We start from the raw sequence: 16601 nt of genomic DNA, 5'->3' as shown, positions 1-16601 counted from the left end.
GCAGAAACGCCAAAGGGACCGCCTTGCGACGGTCCCTTTGCATTCTCAATCGCTTGAGAAATGGTGCCCAGAAGAGGACTCGAACCTCCACGCCCTTGCGAGCGCCAGCACCTGAAGCTGGTGCGTCTACCAATTCCGCCATCTGGGCACGGAAGCGAGGGGGCCTTTGGTGCCGTCCTCGCCGGGTAGGAGGGCGCCTCTAAGGGGCTGCCGGAATGTTGTCAACGCTCCTCATCGAACTTTTTTCAAATCGCGCGAAAAAAGGCGAAATCTCCGTCGGAGAGCTGCCGCCGGTTGCTCCGGAACCGGCCTTGTGCAATGGCGCAGGTCATGCGCGAAACCTGAGCGCAGGCGGCCTTTCCTTCATGCGCCTGCGCCCGCTGAAGGACCTGACCATGAGCCAAGCCACCGACCCCCTCTACGGCAAGATCGTCACGCTGCTGGGCGGCAGCGGCTTTCTCGGAAAGCATGTGGCCCAGGCCCTGCTCGCACGCGGCGCGCGTCTGCGCATCGCCAGCCGCAGCCCCAAGAAATCCTACGCCCTCAAGCTGCTCGGCAACCTTGGGCAGGTCCAGTTTGCGGGCGTGGACGTGACCAAGCCCGATTCGCTGGCCGCCGTGCTGGCCGGATCGGACGCCGTGGTGAACCTGGTGGGCGCGTTCAACGGCAATCTCGACGCCGTGCAGGGTGAAGGCGCGGGCCGCATCGCCGCTGCCGCCAGCGCCGCCGGCGCCGCTGCGTTCGTCCACGTCTCGGCCATCGGCGCCGAAGCCTCGTCGAGCGTCGCCTATGCGCGGACCAAGGCAGAGGGCGAACGGGCCGTGCTTGCCGCCTTCCCGACCGCCACGATCCTGCGCCCCTCGGTCATGTTCGGCCCGGACGACAACTTCGTCATGATGTTCGGCAATCTCGTTTCGCGCCTGCCGGTGCTGCCGGTCTTCGCACCGCAGGCGAAGCTCCAGCCGGTCTTCGTGGACGACGTGGCCGAGGCGATCGCCGAAACCCTCTCCGCCCCGGAAACACACGGCGGCAAGACCTTCGAACTCGCCGGCCCGGAAGTGGTCTCGATGCTCGACCTCAACCAGCGCATCGCCAGGGCTGCCGAGCGTGATCGCACCTTCATCGAACTGCCCGACGGCATTTCCGGACTGATCGCCGCCCTGCCCGGCACCCCGATCAGCACCGACCAGCTCAAGCTGCTCCAGGCCGGCAATACCGCAAGCGGCACGTTGCCCGGCCTTGCCCAGCTCGGCATCACGCCGCGCCCGCTGGAGCTGTTCCTCGACCGCTGGATGGTGCCGTTCCGCAACCACGGCCGCTTCGGCACCAAGACCGCCGCAGCCTGATCGACCGGCGCAGGGAGCTTCCCGCTTCCTGCGCCGCCTCTATCCGTTCAGGCGTCCACTTCGGCGTAATGGCTGGGCGGCTGGATCACTTCCATGCGCTCGCTGAGCAGCGGCCGGAACGAAGGCCGCGACTTCATCACCAGATACCAGCCCCGCGCCTGCTCGTGGCTCGACCAGTCGAGACCGCCGAGGTAATCGGCCACCGAGATCTGCGCCGCCGCGGCAAGATCCGCCAGTGTCATCGTCGCGCCCGCCAGCCAGGGACGGTTGTCGATCAGGTAATCGATATAGTCGAGATAGTCGTGAGCGAGCTTCATCGATTCGCGCAGCACCTTTGCATCGGGTGACTGGCGCAGGACGAGGCGCTTCTTCATCCGTTCATGCAGGAGCGGACCGGATACGTCGTGATAGAAGTTCTCGTCGAACATGGCGATCAGGCGGCGGATTTCCGCGCGCTGCACGGCAGTGCCGCTGATCTGCGGGTTGCGATCGACGGTTTCCTCGAAATATTCGCAGATGGCGCGGCTATCGACGATGACGGTGCCGCGTTCCGTTTCCTTGACCACGGGGGTGCGCCCTGCCGGGTTCATCTCGAACAGCCGGTCCTCACCCTCCCACGGGCGCGCGGTCTGGAGTTCGTAGGCGATGCCCTTTTCGGCCATGAGAAGCCGAACCTTGCGGCTGAAGGGGCAGAGCGGAAACTGGAAGATGTGCCACATGGCAATTTCGAATGCCAAACCTGCCTTCCAGCGTCCACCCGGAGCCAAATGGCCATGCCGCCACGGGGGGCGAAACGCGTGGATAAGTCCCGTTTTCGCCGCATCGCCGGCAATCATCGTCGCAGCGGACCGCCTGCGATTGACCGGCCTGCGGCAGCCCGCCAAACCCCGTGCATTCACCACCCACGGAGCCCAAGCATGTTCAGCCACATCTGCGTCGGCAGCAACGACCTCGTCGCCGCGAAGACCTTCTACGACGCGATCTTCGCCGCGATGGGCGCCACCCCGCTGATGGCCGACCCTGCGGCAGGCCGCCTCGCCTATACCCACAACGGCTCGAACTTCATGATCGTCACCCCGATCGACGGCAACGAGGCCACTTTCGCCAATGGCGGCACGGTTGGCTTCTCGATGGACAGCACCGCCGCGGTGGATGCCTGGCATGCAGCCGGGTGCGCGGCCGGCGGACAGAGCTGCGAGGATGCGCCGGGCCTGCGCGAATTCCCGTTCGGCAAGCTTTATCTCGCCTATCTGCGCGATCCGCAGAACAACAAGCTCTGCGCGATGCATCACGTCCAGGCCTGATCCCACCGCGCCTCACCGTGCTGCCGGTGGCAGCATGGCGAGGCGCCCTCAGAACATCTTCGACCCTGACGACAAAAAACTGGAGAGAGAACGATGATCCTGAAAAGCCTGCGCCTCGGCACCAACGACCTTGAGAAGGCCCGCGCCTTCTATGACGCCACTTTCGCCGCGCTCGGCGTGGAACCCTGCGCGATCTCGAACGAATATCCGATGGTGATGTGGGATCTCGACGGCTTGAAGTTCCTGCTCGGCCCGGCGCGTGACGGCGAGCCCGCCACCCATGCCAACGGCGGAACGATCATCTTCGGCGCGAACGACGAGGCCACCGTGTGCGCCTGGCATGCCGCCGGTCTCGCCAACGGCGGCACTTGCGAGGGCCAGCCCGAGGCCAAGCCGCAGGCGCGCGGCGCCTTCGGTGCCTATATGCGCGACCCGGACGGCCACAAGCTGGGCATCTACAGCGGGCTCACCATGGGCGGCTGAAACGCCGCGCCTATCCGCGCGACAGCAGGAACACCGCATGTTCGGCGCGGAAATTCGCGGCGGCGGCGCTGCACTGCTGGTCGCCGGAGAGGAACCAGGCGCCTTCCACCTTGATGCCGCGTTCGCGCAGCAGTTCGCGGAAATCGTCCACGGTAAGGTGGTGGATGTTGGGCGTCTCGTACCAGGCGACCGGCAGCAGGCGCGTAACCGGCATCCGCCCGCCCCACAGCAGCGACAGCCGCACGCGCCAGTGCGCGAAGTTGGGGAAACTCACGAAGGCGCGGCGGCCGATGCGGAGAAGCTGCTCCAGCACCATGTCCGGGCGCATCGTCGTCTGCAGGGTCTGCGACAGGATCGCGTAGTCCACCGACTGGTCCGGGTAGAAGGCCAGGTCCTTGTCGGCATCGCCCTGGATCACCGACAGGCCCTTGGCGACGCAAAGGCCGACATTGGCGGAATCGAGCTCCATGCCGCGCGCGTCGCACCGCTTGTCTTCGCGAAGGGCCTGCATCAGCGTGCCGTCGCCGCAGCCCACGTCGAGCACCCGCGCGGCGGGATCGACATTGGCGGCGATCACCGCGAGATCGGGACGCAGGCCGTTCATTCGCCTGCCTCCATTATCGCCGCAAAGGCGGGGGAAAGCCGCTCCATCAGCCGGTCCGGGCGCGCCAGCGGCTTGAAGCCGAGCGCCGCATAGACCCCGTGGGCATCGGCCGTGGTAAGGCCGAAACGGCGAATGCCTGCATAGTCGGGATGCTCCACGAACCAGCCGGCAAGGCGCCGGCCGATCCCCTGCCCGCGCACGCTTTCATCCACCCACACGTCCGCCAGCCAGGCGAAACTGGCGCGGTCGGAAATGACGCGGGCGAAGCCGATCTGGGCCCCGTCCTCGCGATAGGCGCCAAGGCAGTGCGAGCCCGCGATCTGCTTCTCGACTTGCGCGCGCTCGATGCCGGGGCACCAGTAGCTGGTGGCCAGCCAGCCGTGGATGCGGGCCACATCCAGCCGGGCGGGATCGTCTGACAGTTCGATATGCGATGCCGTCACCGGCCTTCTCCCAGGAATCCCTCGACCACGCGATCGAGCGCGGGAACGTCGAGCAGGAAGCTGTCATGACCGTAAGGCGCGGACAGTTCGACGAAGCTCACCGGCAGGCCCGCCGCATTCAGCGCGTGGACGACGCCGCGCGAATCCGCGGTGGGGTAGAGCCAGTCGGTGTCGAAGCTGACGAGGCAGTAGCGCGCCTTGGACTGCGCGAAGGCATTGGCCAGCAAGCCGCCATGCTCCTCGGCCAGGTCGAAATAGTCCATGGCGCGGGTGATGTAGAGGTAGGAGTTCGCATCGAAGCGGTCCGTGAAGGCCAGGCCCTGATAGCGCAGGTAGGACTCGATCTGGAAATCGGCGTCGAACCCGAAGGTCTTCTCCTCGCGGTTCTGGAGGCGGCGGCCGAACTTCTCGGTCAGGCCCGCTTCCGAGAGATAGGTGATGTGCGCGGCCATGCGCGCCACCGAGAGGCCCTTTTCCGGGCCCTTGCCGTGATCGTAATAGTCGCCCTCGCGCCACTCCGGGTCCGCCATGATCGACTGGCGGCCCACTTCGTGGAAAGCGATGTTCTGCGCCGAATGGCGCGCGGTGGAGGCGATCACCAGCGCTGCGCGGATCCGGTCGGGGAAGTTCGAGGCGAGGCTGAGCGCCTGCATTCCGCCCATCGACCCGCCGACGACGGCATAGAGGCAATCGATCTCCAGCGCATCGAGCAGGGCGACGTGGCCGCGCACCATGTCGCGGATGGTGATGACCGGGAAGCGCATACCCCACGGCTTGCCGTCCGGCGCGAGGCTGGCCGGGCCGGTGGAGCCCATGCAGGAGCCGATCACATTGGCGCAGATCACGAAGAACCGGTCCGTGTCGATCGGCTTGCCCGGTCCGACCATGCGCACCCACCATCCGGGCTTGCCGGTCTTGGGATGATCCGAGACCACGTGATGGTCGCCGGTCAGCGCATGGGTGATGAGAATCGCGTTGTCGCGCGCGGCATTGAGCGTGCCGTGCGTCTCATAGGCGATGCGGACGCCCGGCAGGCTCTGTCCGCCGTCGAGCGGGAGCGGCTGGGCCAGTTCGAGAACCCGACTGGAGTCGATGATGGGCGTGGTGGACATGATGAACTGTGCCAAGTGGGGGACCGCCCGCGCCCTGTCAATTACTCGCTCGGTTGCCGGCGCCGGTTTGAAAAGTGCGCGGCTGGGTATTTTCGTTACACCGCGCGAATCCCGCTCGGGCTGAGCCGGCCGCCGCCCCTGCGGCGCGGCACCGATCGCCCAAATCGCCCCCTGTCCTTCACGCCGCCGCTAAGCTAATAGGCCGCGCATCATGACTGACAGCCAGACCATCAGCACCCGCCAAGCCCCGCAGCCCAAGCCGTGGATCGACGCGATCCATGCCTATGTGCCCGGCAAGTCCAAGGGCAAGGACGGCAAGCCGCTGATCAAGCTGTCGGCCAACGAGAACCCGCTCGGCACCAGCCGCCATGCGCTGGAAGCGCGCGCGCAGGCGCCGGCGCTCTATCCCGATCCCGACAGTACCGCCCTGCGCGAGGCGATTGCCGCCAGGCACGGCCTCGATGCGGCACGCGTCGTCATGGGCACCGGCTCGGACGAACTGCTCAACCTTGCCGCGCAGGGCTATGCGGGCCTTGGCGACGAAGTGATCTACGTGCGCTACGGCTTCTCGGTCTACGACATCGCCGCGCGGCGCTGCGGCGCAACCCCGGTCATCGCGCCCGACGCCGACTACGGCACCGACGTCGACGCCCTGCTCGCGCTGGTGACGGACCGGACCCGCGTGGTCTTCGTCGCCAACCCCAACAACCCGACCGGCTCCTACCTGCCAAAGGGTGAGATCGCGCGGCTTCACGCCGGGCTTCCCGCCGACGTGCTGCTGGTGCTCGACCAGGCTTACGGCGAATATGTCGCGCCCGAGGACGACGATGGATCGCTGGCATTGGCCCGGGCGCATGACAATGTGCTGGTGACGCGCACTTTCTCGAAGATCTTCGGCCTTGCCGGGGAACGGATCGGCTGGGCCACCGGCGCGCCGGGGATCGTCGCCACGCTCAACCGTATTCGCGGACCGTTCAACGTCTCCGCCACCGGCCAGGCCATGGCGCTGGCCGCGCTGGGCGATGCCGATTTCGTGGAGGCCAGCCGCGTCCACAACCGCGACGAACGCGCGCGCTTCGTGGGCAAGCTCGAAGCGCTGGGCAACCACGGTCTGCGTGCCCTGCCCACCCAGGCGAACTTCGTGCTGGTCCTGTTCGAAGGCGCGCTGACCGCCGAAGCCGCTTTCGACGGCCTCGCCGACCGGGGCTACATCGTGCGCTGGCTGCCGGGACAGGGCCTGCCGCAGGCCCTGCGCTTCACCATCGGCAAGCCCGAGGACATGGACGCGATCGCCGTCGCGCTGCGCGAAATGGCGGAAGCCGCGCAATGAGCATAAACAGCGTCGCGATCATCGGCCTCGGCCTTCAGGGCGGATCGATCGGCCTTGCCGTGCAGGAATACCTGCCCGGCGTGGCCACCACCGGCTACGACCTCAGCCCCGCCCACCGCGCCCGCGCGGCCGAGCGCGGCCTCGTCGGCACGGTCTGCGAGACGCCGGCCGAAGCCGTCGCGAATGCCGACCTCGTGATCTTCTGCGTGCCCCCCGGCGTGATGGGCATGGCGGCCGAGCAAGTGCGCGAGGCGCTGCCCGCGCATTGCCTCGTCAGCGATGTCGGCTCCAGCAAGGAAGCGATCTCCAGGGCGCTGGGCGATGCCCTGCCCGATCACCTGGTGATCCCCGCGCACCCGGTTGCCGGCACCGAGAATTCCGGCCCCGACGCGGGCTTTGCGCACCTGTTCCGCAATCGCTGGTGCATCGTCACCCCGCCCGCACGGACGGACATGGTGAAGCTCAGCGAGCTGGTCGGCTTCTGGGAAGGGCTCGGCGCCAATGTCGAGATCATGACCCCCGGCCATCACGACCTCGTGCTCGCCGTCACCAGCCACCTGCCGCACCTCATCGCCTATACCATCGTCGGCACCGCCTCCGACCTCGAGGACGTGACGCAGGGCGAGGTCATCAAGTATTCGGCCGGCGGCTTCCGCGACTTCACGCGCATCGCCGCCTCGGACCCCACGATGTGGCGCGACGTGTTCCTGTCGAACAAGGACGCGGTGCTGACCATGCTGCAGCGCTTCACCGAGGACCTGACCGCGCTGCAGCGCTCGATCCGGGTGGGTGACGGCGATGCCCTGTTCGAGCATTTCGCCCGCACCCGCGCAATCCGCCGCTCCATCATCGAGGAAGGGCAGGACGATTCCCGCCCCGACTTCGGACGCGGCGATCACGAGAACGGCCAAAAGAATCGCTGATCCCGCGGGAGCCGGCACGCTTCTCGGGCTTTGAGCGGGTAAGACCTCCCGAAGCTCTTCCCAAGGACACTGCCCATGGACAAGCCGCGCGTCCCATGAAACTCTCGATTCTGGCCCAACTTGATTACGCGCTGCCCGCGCCCACCGACGTGCTGCTCCAGCTCGAGGCGGCGATCCTTCCCGAGCAGCTGGTCCACAGCGCCCATATTTCGCTGCCTCCGGTCGAGCATTTCGCCCGCCTGCCCGGGCATGACCAGATCGGCGACCGGATCTGGCTCCATGTCGCCAATGCGCTGACCGTGCGCTACGAGGCCGTCGTGGAACCGCAGCGGATCGTGACCCCGATCGAGGGGCTGCCCGCCGTGCCGCCGCACATGCTCCCTGCCGAGACGGTCGATTACCTGCTGCCCTCGCGCTTCTGCCCTTCCGACACCTTCCAGGACTTTGCTCTAACGCAGTTCGGCATGTTCGAAGGCGGAAACAAGGTGGCCGCGATCCGCGACTGGGTGGCCGGCCACCTGGCTTACGTCCCCGGCTCCAGCAATGCGCAGACGAGCGCGGCCGACAGCTTCAATTCGGGCGAGGGCGTATGCCGTGACTATGCCCACCTCGTCATCAGCCTGTGCCGCGCCTCGGCCATTCCGGCGCGCTTCGCCAGCGTCTACGGCCTGGGCGTCAAGCCGCAGGACTTTCATGCCGTGGCCGAAGTCTTCCTCGACGATACCTGGCATCTGGTGGATGCCACCGGCATGAGCCGCCCCGAGGCGATGGCGAAGATCGGGGTCGGCGTCGATGCGGCGGCGGTTTCGTTTCTTACCAGCTACGGGCCGGTGGAACTGCGGAGCCAGTCCGTGGAAGTGCGCGAGATCGCCTGACCTCAGGGGTTCAGCGCATTGATCGCAGTCTGGACCCTGGCCTCGATCTCGTCACGCGCCAGGCCGGGCTCGATCCGCTCGCCCACGCGCAGGGTGATGGTGCCCGGCTTCTTCCAGCGGCGGTGATAGAGCCTGCCGCTGTCCACCGCGACGGGGACCACGGGCAGGCCGAGCAGCTTGTAGAGCCCGGCGAATCCCGCTTGCAGCGGCGCGCGCTGGCCATGGGGAACCCGCGTTCCTTCGGGGAAGATCGCCAGCGGCCGCCCCTGCGACGCAAAGCCCCGCGCCGAGGCCACCATCGCCCGCAAGGCCCGGGCGCCCTGGTCCCGCTGCACCACGACCGCGCCGTACTGGCGCGCGGCCCAGCCCCAGCCCGGAATGTCGATCAGTTCGGCCTTGGGAAACGGTGCGGGAAACTGCATCTGCGCCGGCAGGTCGATCGCCTCGAAGAAGCTTTCGTGCTTCATCGCCACCAGCACGCCTTCCTCGGGCATCTCGCCCTCGATCACCAGCCGGATGCCCAGCAGCCAGCGGCAGCACAGGCGGTGGAACCTGGCCCAGCCCCGGACCGAGCGGCGCATCGGCTCCTGCCCGAACAGCGAAGCCACCCAGACCATCGTGACGAACACCAGCGTGCCCGGATAGAACACCAGGTAGAACAGCAGGCTGCGGATGACGTCGATCGCATTCGTGCGCATTATTTCGAGGTTCCAGTATGACGTTTCCAGGGCGGCCTGTTCCAGAAGTCCAGCGCCATGCGGCCCACGAACTTGTGGTATTCGAGGAACAGCGTGCCGAGGCTGGGATGCGAAGGCACCGCATCCTCAAGAACGGTGACGCCCTGCGGTAATTCGCGTGCAAGCTCGTAGGCGGCGCGGCGCATATGCCAGTCCGCCGTCACCAGCCGCACCGTGCGGGCCTTGCGGCGCCCCACCCAGTCCGCCGCCTCAAGCGCGTTGGAGCGGGTGTCGTAAGCTTCATAGCCGAGCGTGATGCAGCACTTCATCAGCCGGTCGGGAATCTTGAATTCGGCAGCGAGTTCGCCGGGCCTCACTTCGCGGTCAACGCCGGAGATCAGCACGCGCGGGGCACGTCCGGCCTCCAGCACGGCCATGGCCCGTTCGATCCTTCCCCGGCTGCCGGTCAGCACGATCACCGCGTCGGTCTTCACCGCATCGTCCAGCGGCCCCGGAAGCGCGATGGCGAACCAGAGGAAACCGAACAGCCAGATCAGCAGCAGGAAGGCGGCGGTGCGACGGAACATGAGATGCCTATAGCGTCTTGTGCGTACTATAGCATCTTGCGAAGTGCATGGAGCACGGTCAGTCGCGCGGTCAGCATCGCCAGCAGGGTGGAGAGCACCGGGACCAGCGCCAGCAGCAGCCAGTCGGTCCAGACCAGCGCGCCGCTGTCCACCAGTCCTGCCCCGAGCCCCGCGAAACGGCGGCCGAGCGACAGGATCACCACCAGCGCAAGCGCCAGCCCGACCGTTCCGCCGCCCGCCGCGTCATAGCCGATCGAACGCTGGAATACCTGCGCGACCTGGGTATCGGTTCCGCCCAGGAGATGGACTATCTCGATCGTGTCGCGATTGGCGCCCAGTGCAGAGCGCGCGGCCAGCAGGACCGCCGCGGCCAGCGCGCCTGCCAGCAGAACGACCAGCGAGATCGAGAGCACCTGCAGCGACAGCATCGCGTCGAATACCGGCTTCAGCCATGTCGACTGCGCATCCACCCGGGCGGAAGGCGCGGCGCGGACGAGAACCCGCTCGATCGCCGCAAGCCGGTCCGGGCTCGCCGCACCGTCGAGGCGCACGTCGATCAGCGCGGGAACCGGGATCGCCGCGCCGGTGGCAGCGGCGATCCCGCTGCCCAGCCAGGGTTCGATCAGGGCATCGAGTTCGGCCTGCGGAACCTGGCGAAGCCCGGCGACATGCGGCACGCGCTTGATCGCTTCGACCGCCGCCGCCGCTTCCCGGGCGCGAACGTCGTCACGCGGTTCGAGCACCTGCACCGTCACGCCGCCCTCGATTTCCGCGCGCGCGGAAGAGATGGCGTTGCCGAGCGCGAGCCCGGCGGCAAGCGCGATCGCCGTCATCGCCACCATGATCGCGATGACCCAGGGCATCGGCCCGGACATGCGGATCTGCGGGATCAGTTCGGCCCCGCGCGCACCAAGGCGGCGCCATGCCATGCGCGGCATTCCTTCTGCGCTCATGTCAGTTGCCGCGGCGGGTAGCGCAGGGCCCCGGTGGGATCGGCCAGACGCCCGCGATCGAGCCGCATGATAAGGCTCTCGGGCACCTTGCGCAGCAGGTCCAGATCGTGCGTGGCGACCACCACGGTCGTGCCCTGCCGGTTGAGCATCTCGAACAGGCGCATCAACTTGAGCGCCATCTCGGGGTCGACGTTGCCGGTCGGCTCGTCCGCCACCAGCATCGCCGGACGCGCGATCACGGCGCGGGCGATGGCGACGCGCTGCTGCTCACCGCCCGAAAGCGTGGCGGGACGCGCATCCATCCGCTCGGTCAGGCCGACCCATTCGAGAATGTCGCGGACCGGGCCGGCGATATCCTTCTCCTGGTGCCCCGCAACCCGCAGCGGCAAGGCCACGTTGTCGAACGCGGACAAGTGCGGGATCAGCCGGAAGTCCTGGAACACCACGCCGATCCGGCGGCGCAACATCGGCAACCGGCTGCGCGGCAGGGTGATGGCGTCCGTTCCGAACATGCGGATAGCGCCGCGCGAGGGGCGCTGGGCAAGATAGAGCAGCCGCAGCAGCGAAGTCTTGCCCGCGCCGCTGGCCCCGGTGAGAAAGTAAAACCGCCCCGGAAACAACGTGAAGGTCAGGTCGGACAGGATCTCCCGATCCGTGCCGTAACGCAGCCCGACATTGTCGAAATGGATGATTTCCCCGTCCGCGGTCATACTCGTCTAATCGGTTTACGGCCTGGCATGTTCGGGTCCGAACGGGCGACGAGACGCTATAGCGAGCATTGAATGTGGAAAAAAGGGCGTTCCGGCGTGTGCCCACAAGTCCATGTCTTGTCGCATGAGAGTCACTCGTGCTTATAGATTGCGATCATGATAATCGCCTGCCCCGCCTGCTCTACGCGATATGCGGTCCCGGACAGCGCGCTGGGCGTGGACGGGCGCACGGTACGCTGCGCCAAGTGCCGCCACAGCTGGTTCCAGGAAGGCCCCGAAGCCGCAGCGGAAGAAGCCCCGGTTGCGCAAGGGGCAGCAGGCACAGTTGCCGCACCGCCTCCTCCTCCCCCCGCGCAGCAAGCGCCGGTAGCGCCGCCACGGCCTGCCGCGCCGCCGCCGGTCCAGCCGGCTCCCGCGCAGGCCGCCCCCATTCAGGCACCCCCCGTGCAGGCCGCCCCGGTGCAGGCCCCGCCGCCGCGCGAAGCCATTCGCGTGCCCGGCCGCGCCCCCGGCCGCGAAGCGAGCGCTGCCGACATTCCCGGCACCCGCCCCGCAAGCACGCCGACCGATGAGGCCGGCCCGCTTTCCGCGCCCACGCAGGCGCCGCAGCCCGCGCGCAAGCCCGCGCCGATCTACGACGATACGACAAGCGTCCATTATGCGGACGAAAACGCGTCGAACTTCGATTTCTCGCCGCCGTTCCGCCCGCGCCGCAACTGGACGCGGATCGCGACGCTCGGCTCGGCGATCTTCGCGGTCGTGACCCTAGGCCTTACCGGCGCCGTCGCCTGGGGCGGCCTGCCGGACTGGCTGCCGATCCCGCGCCAGACCTTCTCTCCCGCCCAGCCCGACCTCCAGCTCGATTTCCCGCGCAAGCGGCAGGACCGCAAGCCCCTGCCCGACGGCACCGAATTCTTCTCGGTCAGCGGCACCATCAGCAATATCGGCAGCGAGGCCCGCTACGTGCCCTCGCTACTGGTCGTGCTGCGCGACAAGCGCGACCGCATCGTCTACGAAAAGGAAGTCGTCCCCTCGAAGCGCAAGCTCGCGCCGGGAGAGGCGATCACCGTCAACGAAGCGCTGACCGACATTCCCAAGGCAGCATCGGCCGCAGAGATCGGCTGGAAGCCCGACTGAGGCGGGCCGGCTCACCCCGCGTGAGCCCGGGCTCCTTTGCAGCGCCGCACCGGCCCTGCACTTTTTGCAGGATTTCGCTTACCTGTTCGCCGCCATGCGCGGCCCGCTTCACCATGCCGTGACGCGGCCCGATCCGGCCATGCACCCGCATCAAATCGGCCGAGCCACGCAAATCCGCCATAAATTCCGTGCGGTGCAAAAAAATTCGCTCTTTTTGAAAATAATTGGCCGAAGCCACTTGCCGGGTCAGGAACCCTTTGCTAGTGGCGCGCTCCTGCCACGGGGCGGCTTCGAAGCCCCCCGGTGATTTAGCGGTCATGGCGGAATTGGTAGACGCGCAACGTTGAGGTCGTTGTGGGCGAAAGCCCGTGGAAGTTCGAGTCTTCTTGACCGCACCATCACTCTCGCAAGAGATCTGGTAAAGCCTTCGGGCCCCCGCAAGGGGGCCCGAAAGTCGTTTGGGGCCTTGAAAATACGGTCCGGCACGACCCGGCCTCCGCCGATCGGCCACTGCCATCCCGCATTTCGATCAGACGCTTGAAATCCAGGCTACCCGAGCACCCTTTCAGGCTACGGCGCGCGCTGTCGGCCTGGCGGTCTTGCCGGGCGTTTCCGGCGGCAGTTCGCCCAGCAGGTCCCGCACCACCGCATATGTCCGGTCATTGTCCACGTCGATCGCCTGGGTGCCGTCGGCCATGACCACGGCGCGCACGCGCAGCCGCAGGCGGCGCGAAGCCCGCACCACCGCGCCCGAAAGCGTCTCCAGCCGCAGCTTGACCATAAGCAGCCCGGCAAGGCCCAGTGCCCGCCAGATCCGGGCGCCCTCGCGGTCGGAGGCGCCCCTGCCGCGAAACACGTCAACCGCATGGACGAAACGCGTCCCCGCCATGCCATAGAGGTCGCACGCCGCGAACTCGCCGTCGCGCAAGGCTATATAGCTGCGCAGCGCATTGGGATGCGCGGCCTCCACCGCCTCGCGCCGGGCCAGTGCGAAAGTGACATCGCAGCTTTCCAGCGCATCGGCCATGGCGTCGATCGATTCCGCGCTGAGCAGGGCGTGATCGGCGGTGGTGACGAGCAGCGGGCCATCCCAGTCCTCCGCCGCCGCGCGCACGCTTGCCGCGATATCCTGCCGCGCTTCCACCAGCGCCACGCTGCCGCGCCCCGGCAGCCGCGTCAGCACGTCCCACACCGGGTCGAACGCCTCCCGCTCCACGCAGACCGCAAGGCTGGCGACGCGGGGATGCTGCGCCGCCGTCTGCAGCACATGGGCGATGAGCGGCCGCCCCGCCAGCGGCACGAGGCAGCGGTGCCTTTCGCCGAAACGCTCTGCCAGTGGATCGATTCCGCCAGGGCCGAGGCCATGCCCCGCCAGCACCACCAGCCGCAGGGGCTGGCGCTCGATACCGTCGCTATCAGGAGAAACCGGTGAAGCCATAATCTGCGTCGCTATGCCGCGCGCGTGTGACAGCCCCGTGACCGGCGCGGAAATCCGCGATTTTCGCATGACGCGCCGCAAGCCGATGCGCACAAGCTATGGATAAAGCCGCAGCATTGCCTTGCCTCTCGCGCCCGGCTTGCGCAAGGCATGCGGCGTGAGCGCGAATATCGTGATCGGCCAGACCCCGCAGGGCGAGTCGATCGAAATCGACATCAAGGAACTTCTGGCGACCCGCCTGCTGGTGCAGGGCAATTCCGGGTCCGGCAAGTCGCACCTGCTGCGCCGCCTGCTCGAGGAGAGCGCCTCCATCGTGCAACAGGTGGTGATCGACCCCGAGGGAGACTTCGTCAGCCTGGCCGAGGAATTCGGCCATGTCGTGATCGACGGCGCCGCCTATGCGGAAGGCGAGATCGTCCGGCTGGGCGCGCGCATCCGCGAACACCGCGCCTCGGTCGTCCTTGCGCTCGACGAGCTTGAGATCGACCAGCAGATGAAATGCGCCGCGCAGTTCCTCAACGCCATGTTCGATGCCCCGCGCGAACAGTGGTATCCCGCGCTGGTCGTGGTGGACGAAGCGCAGATGTTCGCCCCCGCCGCCGCCGGCGAAGTGTCCGAGGAGGCGCGCCGCGTCAGCCTCGCGGCGATGACGAACCTGATGTGCCGGGGCCGCAAGCGCGGCCTTGCCGGGGTCATCGCCACCCAGCGCCTCGCCAAGCTGGCCAAGAACGTGGCGGCCGAAGCCTCGAACTTCCTGATGGGCCGCACCTTCCTCGACATCGACATGATCCGCGCCGCCGACCTGCTGGGCATGGAGCGCCGCCAGGCGGAACAGATCCGCGACCTGGCGCGCGGCCAGTTCCTCGGCCTCGGCCCGGCGATCAGCCGCCGCCCGGTGGCGGTGAACATCGGCACGGTCCTGACCGGTGCCAAGTCGGTCACCCCCGGCCTCACCCCGTTGCCCACGGCGACCACCGAGGAACTGCGCGAACTGCTGCACGACAATCTCCACGTCGAGCCGGAACGCCCCGATTTTCCGCGTCCCGCCCCGCGCCCCGCGATCGACGTCGAGGAACTGAGCGAATCGATCGCGCACGGGCCATCCGCCGGCCCGTCTTCCGCACCGCCGCCGCGCCCCGAACGGCCCGAGCCGGAGCCGGAAGAAAACCGGGCGGCCATGCTCGAAATCCTGAACACCATGGCGCAGGACCCGGATTGCACGTTCCAGTCCGCGACCACGCTGTTCCAGGACTTCACCATTCGCTGCCGCATGAAGGGCATCTCGGTGCGCGGGCTCGATGCGACGATGTTCCGCCGCGGTTTCGCCGCCGCCATCGCCGGCATCGAGGACCCCGACGACGAACGCTGGTTCGATCTGGTCAACCTTGCCAAGCACGTTCCCGACGATGCGCTGGCGCCGTTCTACATGATCGCGCGCGCCGCCATGAACGACGAGCCCTGCCCCGACGACATGGTCCTGGCCCGCGTCTACGGCACCAGCAGCCCCCGCCGCGTGCAGCGCCTGCTGGACTATCTGGAAAAGGACGGGCTCATCGTCGTGCGCACGGACTTTTCGGGCAAGCGTTCGGTCGGACTGCCCGATCTCGGGGTTACAACAGCGCCCGTCGAGGGGTAAAAGGCCGTCATGGCCGAGATCATCAACCTTCGCATGGCCCGCAAGGCCAAGGCGCGCGACGCCGCCCGGACCGAGGCGGACACCGCCCGCGCGCAGCATGGCCGCAGCAAGCACGAACGCCGGGCGACCGAGGCGGAAATCACGCGTCTGGGCCGCATCGTGGACGGTGCCAGGCGAACCCCGGAACAAGGCGAGGACTGATGCGCACGACTTATCTCGACGCCACGGTGCGCCTGTATCACCTCGATTCCGGCCCGGACGGCGGCGCGGCCAGCACGCTGTTCTACGGAACCCTGACCGAGGCCATGGACATGGCCGCCCGGCAACCCGAAGAGGTGCAGGACGGCCTGTTCATCGCCACCGACAATGACGTGGTGGCCTATGTCGATCTGATCGAGGGCTGGTAGAAACTCAGAACCGCGCCTGCAGGCCGGCCGCCAGATAGTGGTCGCCGATATTGCCCTTCACGTCGATGCGCGGAAGGATCGGCATGGAGACCGTGCCGTAGGCCCGCAGGTCGTCACCGATCAGCCGCGCGCCGACACCCAGGCCGAGCGACATCGGCAGGCGGTACATCGCCTCTACCTTTCCAAAGAACCTGGTGCCGGAATTGTCGCACTTGCCGTCGGAAACCTGCGCGCCGCTGCCGCGGTTGAAGCACTGCGAATCGTCCGTGAAGTAGCCGGGATGGTCGCGGTGGTGGAAGAACACGCCCGCGCCGGGCGTGATGCTGAAGCCGCCGTCCTGGATCACCGGCACGCCGATCGCCAGTTCGCCGCCCCAGTCCCCTTCCGCGCGGGCCACGTTGGCCTCGGCCGTCACTTTCGCGGCGGCAGGCGTGGCAGCGGCGAACAGCGCGGCCGGAGCGACGACGGCGGCAAGCGCGGCAAGACGGATTTTCATGATATGTCCTTGAATTGCGATATCTGGAATTCTCTGCCGAGGCGTAGGATTCCGGCAGGGTAAAGCGCAAGACGGGCCGATTCGTTCCAACCCGGACAGGGCTCGATCCATCCCGCGCCGCCGGGCCGGAACGGTGCGGT

20 protein-coding genes and 2 tRNA genes are annotated in these 16601 nt (G+C 67.5%); 11 read left to right on the top strand and 11 right to left on the bottom strand.

Annotated elements, in window-relative coordinates; translation table 11 throughout:
* Window positions 1-61: 61 nt before the first annotated feature.
* A tRNA-Leu gene (locus tag ACXJ16_RS15155) sits at window positions 62-148 on the bottom strand.
* Between the two features lie 217 nt (window positions 149-365).
* On the opposite strand from ACXJ16_RS15155, the gene ACXJ16_RS15150 reads away from it, so the two are divergent.
* Window positions 366-1346, top strand: coding sequence for a complex I NDUFA9 subunit family protein (locus ACXJ16_RS15150; protein ID WP_292635662.1), 981 nt, complete (start codon window positions 366-368; stop codon window positions 1344-1346).
* A gap of 47 nt (window positions 1347-1393) precedes the next feature.
* Here the strand turns inward: ACXJ16_RS15150 and ACXJ16_RS15145 are convergent, their stop codons facing one another.
* Complete coding sequence (locus ACXJ16_RS15145; RefSeq protein ID WP_054439511.1) at window positions 1394-2065, bottom strand: glutathione S-transferase family protein; 672 nt, start codon at window positions 2063-2065, stop codon at window positions 1394-1396.
* 198 nt (window positions 2066-2263) lie between these two features.
* Here ACXJ16_RS15145 and ACXJ16_RS15140 point away from each other — a divergent pair, with 198 nt between their 5' ends.
* Together ACXJ16_RS15140 and ACXJ16_RS15135 are read left to right on the top strand one after the other, a co-directional pair.
* Window positions 2264-2650, top strand: a complete 387-nt coding sequence (locus ACXJ16_RS15140; RefSeq protein WP_054439509.1) for a VOC family protein — start codon at window positions 2264-2266, stop codon at window positions 2648-2650.
* Window positions 2651-2743: 93 nt separating this feature from the next.
* Complete coding sequence (locus ACXJ16_RS15135) at window positions 2744-3133, top strand: VOC family protein (protein ID WP_463920895.1); 390 nt, start codon at window positions 2744-2746, stop codon at window positions 3131-3133.
* A 10-nt stretch (window positions 3134-3143) separates the two neighbouring features.
* On the opposite strand, the gene metW is transcribed toward ACXJ16_RS15135, so the two are convergent.
* The 3 genes from metW to metX are packed head-to-tail and all read right to left on the bottom strand — an operon-like array spanning window position 3144 to window position 5292.
* Entirely contained in the window at window positions 3144-3737 is a 594-nt protein-coding gene (gene metW, locus ACXJ16_RS15130) for a methionine biosynthesis protein MetW (protein WP_185998570.1), read from the bottom strand.
* Window positions 3734-4180, bottom strand: coding sequence for a GNAT family N-acetyltransferase (locus ACXJ16_RS15125; RefSeq protein WP_324696945.1), 447 nt, complete (start codon window positions 4178-4180; stop codon window positions 3734-3736). The genes metW and ACXJ16_RS15125 overlap by 4 nt, the downstream gene beginning before the upstream one ends.
* On the bottom strand, window positions 4177-5292 hold the full coding sequence (metX, locus tag ACXJ16_RS15120; RefSeq protein WP_132469179.1) for a homoserine O-acetyltransferase MetX: 1116 nt from the start codon (window positions 5290-5292) through the stop codon (window positions 4177-4179). The genes ACXJ16_RS15125 and metX overlap by 4 nt, the downstream gene beginning before the upstream one ends.
* Window positions 5293-5503: 211 nt before the next feature.
* On the opposite strand from metX, the gene ACXJ16_RS15115 reads away from it, so the two are divergent.
* From ACXJ16_RS15115 to ACXJ16_RS15105, 3 genes are all read left to right on the top strand, one after another.
* Complete coding sequence (locus ACXJ16_RS15115) at window positions 5504-6622, top strand: pyridoxal phosphate-dependent aminotransferase (RefSeq protein ID WP_324696947.1); 1119 nt, start codon at window positions 5504-5506, stop codon at window positions 6620-6622.
* On the top strand, window positions 6619-7545 hold the full coding sequence (locus ACXJ16_RS15110; protein ID WP_132469159.1) for a prephenate/arogenate dehydrogenase family protein: 927 nt from the start codon (window positions 6619-6621) through the stop codon (window positions 7543-7545). Before ACXJ16_RS15115 ends, ACXJ16_RS15110 begins: the two co-directional genes overlap by 4 nt.
* A 95-nt stretch (window positions 7546-7640) precedes the next feature.
* Complete coding sequence (locus ACXJ16_RS15105) at window positions 7641-8420, top strand: transglutaminase-like domain-containing protein (protein ID WP_463920894.1); 780 nt, start codon at window positions 7641-7643, stop codon at window positions 8418-8420.
* Window positions 8421-8422: 2 nt separating this feature from the next.
* On the opposite strand, the gene ACXJ16_RS15100 is transcribed toward ACXJ16_RS15105, so the two are convergent.
* The 4 genes from ACXJ16_RS15100 to ftsE are packed head-to-tail and all read right to left on the bottom strand — an operon-like array spanning window position 8423 to window position 11347.
* Complete coding sequence (locus ACXJ16_RS15100; protein ID WP_054439502.1) at window positions 8423-9118, bottom strand: lysophospholipid acyltransferase family protein; 696 nt, start codon at window positions 9116-9118, stop codon at window positions 8423-8425.
* Window positions 9118-9684: a YdcF family protein gene (locus ACXJ16_RS15095; RefSeq protein WP_054439500.1), complete on the bottom strand. Its 567-nt coding sequence runs from the start codon at window positions 9682-9684 to the stop codon at window positions 9118-9120. The genes ACXJ16_RS15100 and ACXJ16_RS15095 overlap by 1 nt, the downstream gene beginning before the upstream one ends.
* A 26-nt stretch (window positions 9685-9710) precedes the next feature.
* Window positions 9711-10637: a cell division protein FtsX gene (locus ACXJ16_RS15090; RefSeq protein WP_292635652.1), complete on the bottom strand. Its 927-nt coding sequence runs from the start codon at window positions 10635-10637 to the stop codon at window positions 9711-9713.
* Window positions 10634-11347 carry a cell division ATP-binding protein FtsE gene (gene ftsE, locus ACXJ16_RS15085; protein ID WP_054439499.1) on the bottom strand — a complete coding sequence of 238 codons (714 nt, stop codon included), beginning with the start codon at window positions 11345-11347 and terminating at the stop codon, window positions 10634-10636. Before ftsE ends, ACXJ16_RS15090 begins: the two co-directional genes overlap by 4 nt.
* A gap of 156 nt (window positions 11348-11503) precedes the next feature.
* On the opposite strand from ftsE, the gene ACXJ16_RS15080 reads away from it, so the two are divergent.
* Both ACXJ16_RS15080 and ACXJ16_RS15075 read left to right on the top strand, forming a co-directional pair.
* Window positions 11504-12484, top strand: a complete 981-nt coding sequence (locus ACXJ16_RS15080; RefSeq protein ID WP_324696954.1) for a zinc-ribbon domain-containing protein — start codon at window positions 11504-11506, stop codon at window positions 12482-12484.
* A gap of 311 nt (window positions 12485-12795) precedes the next feature.
* Window positions 12796-12882 (top strand) — tRNA-Leu (locus ACXJ16_RS15075).
* 167 nt (window positions 12883-13049) lie between these two features.
* On the opposite strand, the gene ACXJ16_RS15070 is transcribed toward ACXJ16_RS15075, so the two are convergent.
* Window positions 13050-13922, bottom strand: a complete 873-nt coding sequence (locus tag ACXJ16_RS15070) for an NTP transferase domain-containing protein (protein ID WP_463920893.1) — start codon at window positions 13920-13922, stop codon at window positions 13050-13052.
* Window positions 13923-14079: 157 nt separating this feature from the next.
* On the opposite strand from ACXJ16_RS15070, the gene ACXJ16_RS15065 reads away from it, so the two are divergent.
* The 3 genes from ACXJ16_RS15065 to ACXJ16_RS15055 are packed head-to-tail and all read left to right on the top strand — an operon-like array spanning window position 14080 to window position 15965.
* On the top strand, window positions 14080-15558 hold the full coding sequence (locus ACXJ16_RS15065) for a helicase HerA domain-containing protein (protein ID WP_054439586.1): 1479 nt from the start codon (window positions 14080-14082) through the stop codon (window positions 15556-15558).
* Window positions 15559-15567: 9 nt separating this feature from the next.
* Window positions 15568-15759 (top strand): DUF4169 family protein, encoded by a 192-nt coding sequence (locus ACXJ16_RS15060; RefSeq protein WP_463920892.1) that lies wholly within the window; start codon window positions 15568-15570, stop codon window positions 15757-15759.
* Window positions 15759-15965 carry a hypothetical protein gene (locus ACXJ16_RS15055; protein ID WP_132469161.1) on the top strand — a complete coding sequence of 69 codons (207 nt, stop codon included), beginning with the start codon at window positions 15759-15761 and terminating at the stop codon, window positions 15963-15965. The genes ACXJ16_RS15060 and ACXJ16_RS15055 overlap by 1 nt, the downstream gene beginning before the upstream one ends.
* 4 nt (window positions 15966-15969) lie before the next feature.
* On the opposite strand, the gene ACXJ16_RS15050 is transcribed toward ACXJ16_RS15055, so the two are convergent.
* Window positions 15970-16461, bottom strand: coding sequence for a hypothetical protein (locus ACXJ16_RS15050; protein ID WP_463920891.1), 492 nt, complete (start codon window positions 16459-16461; stop codon window positions 15970-15972).
* Window positions 16462-16601: the final 140 nt, after the last annotated feature.

This window comes from Novosphingobium sp. TK71, from assembly GCF_055361505.1.
The sequence above is the reverse complement of the archived record's forward strand: the minus strand, read 5'-3'. Positions and strand labels throughout refer to the sequence as shown.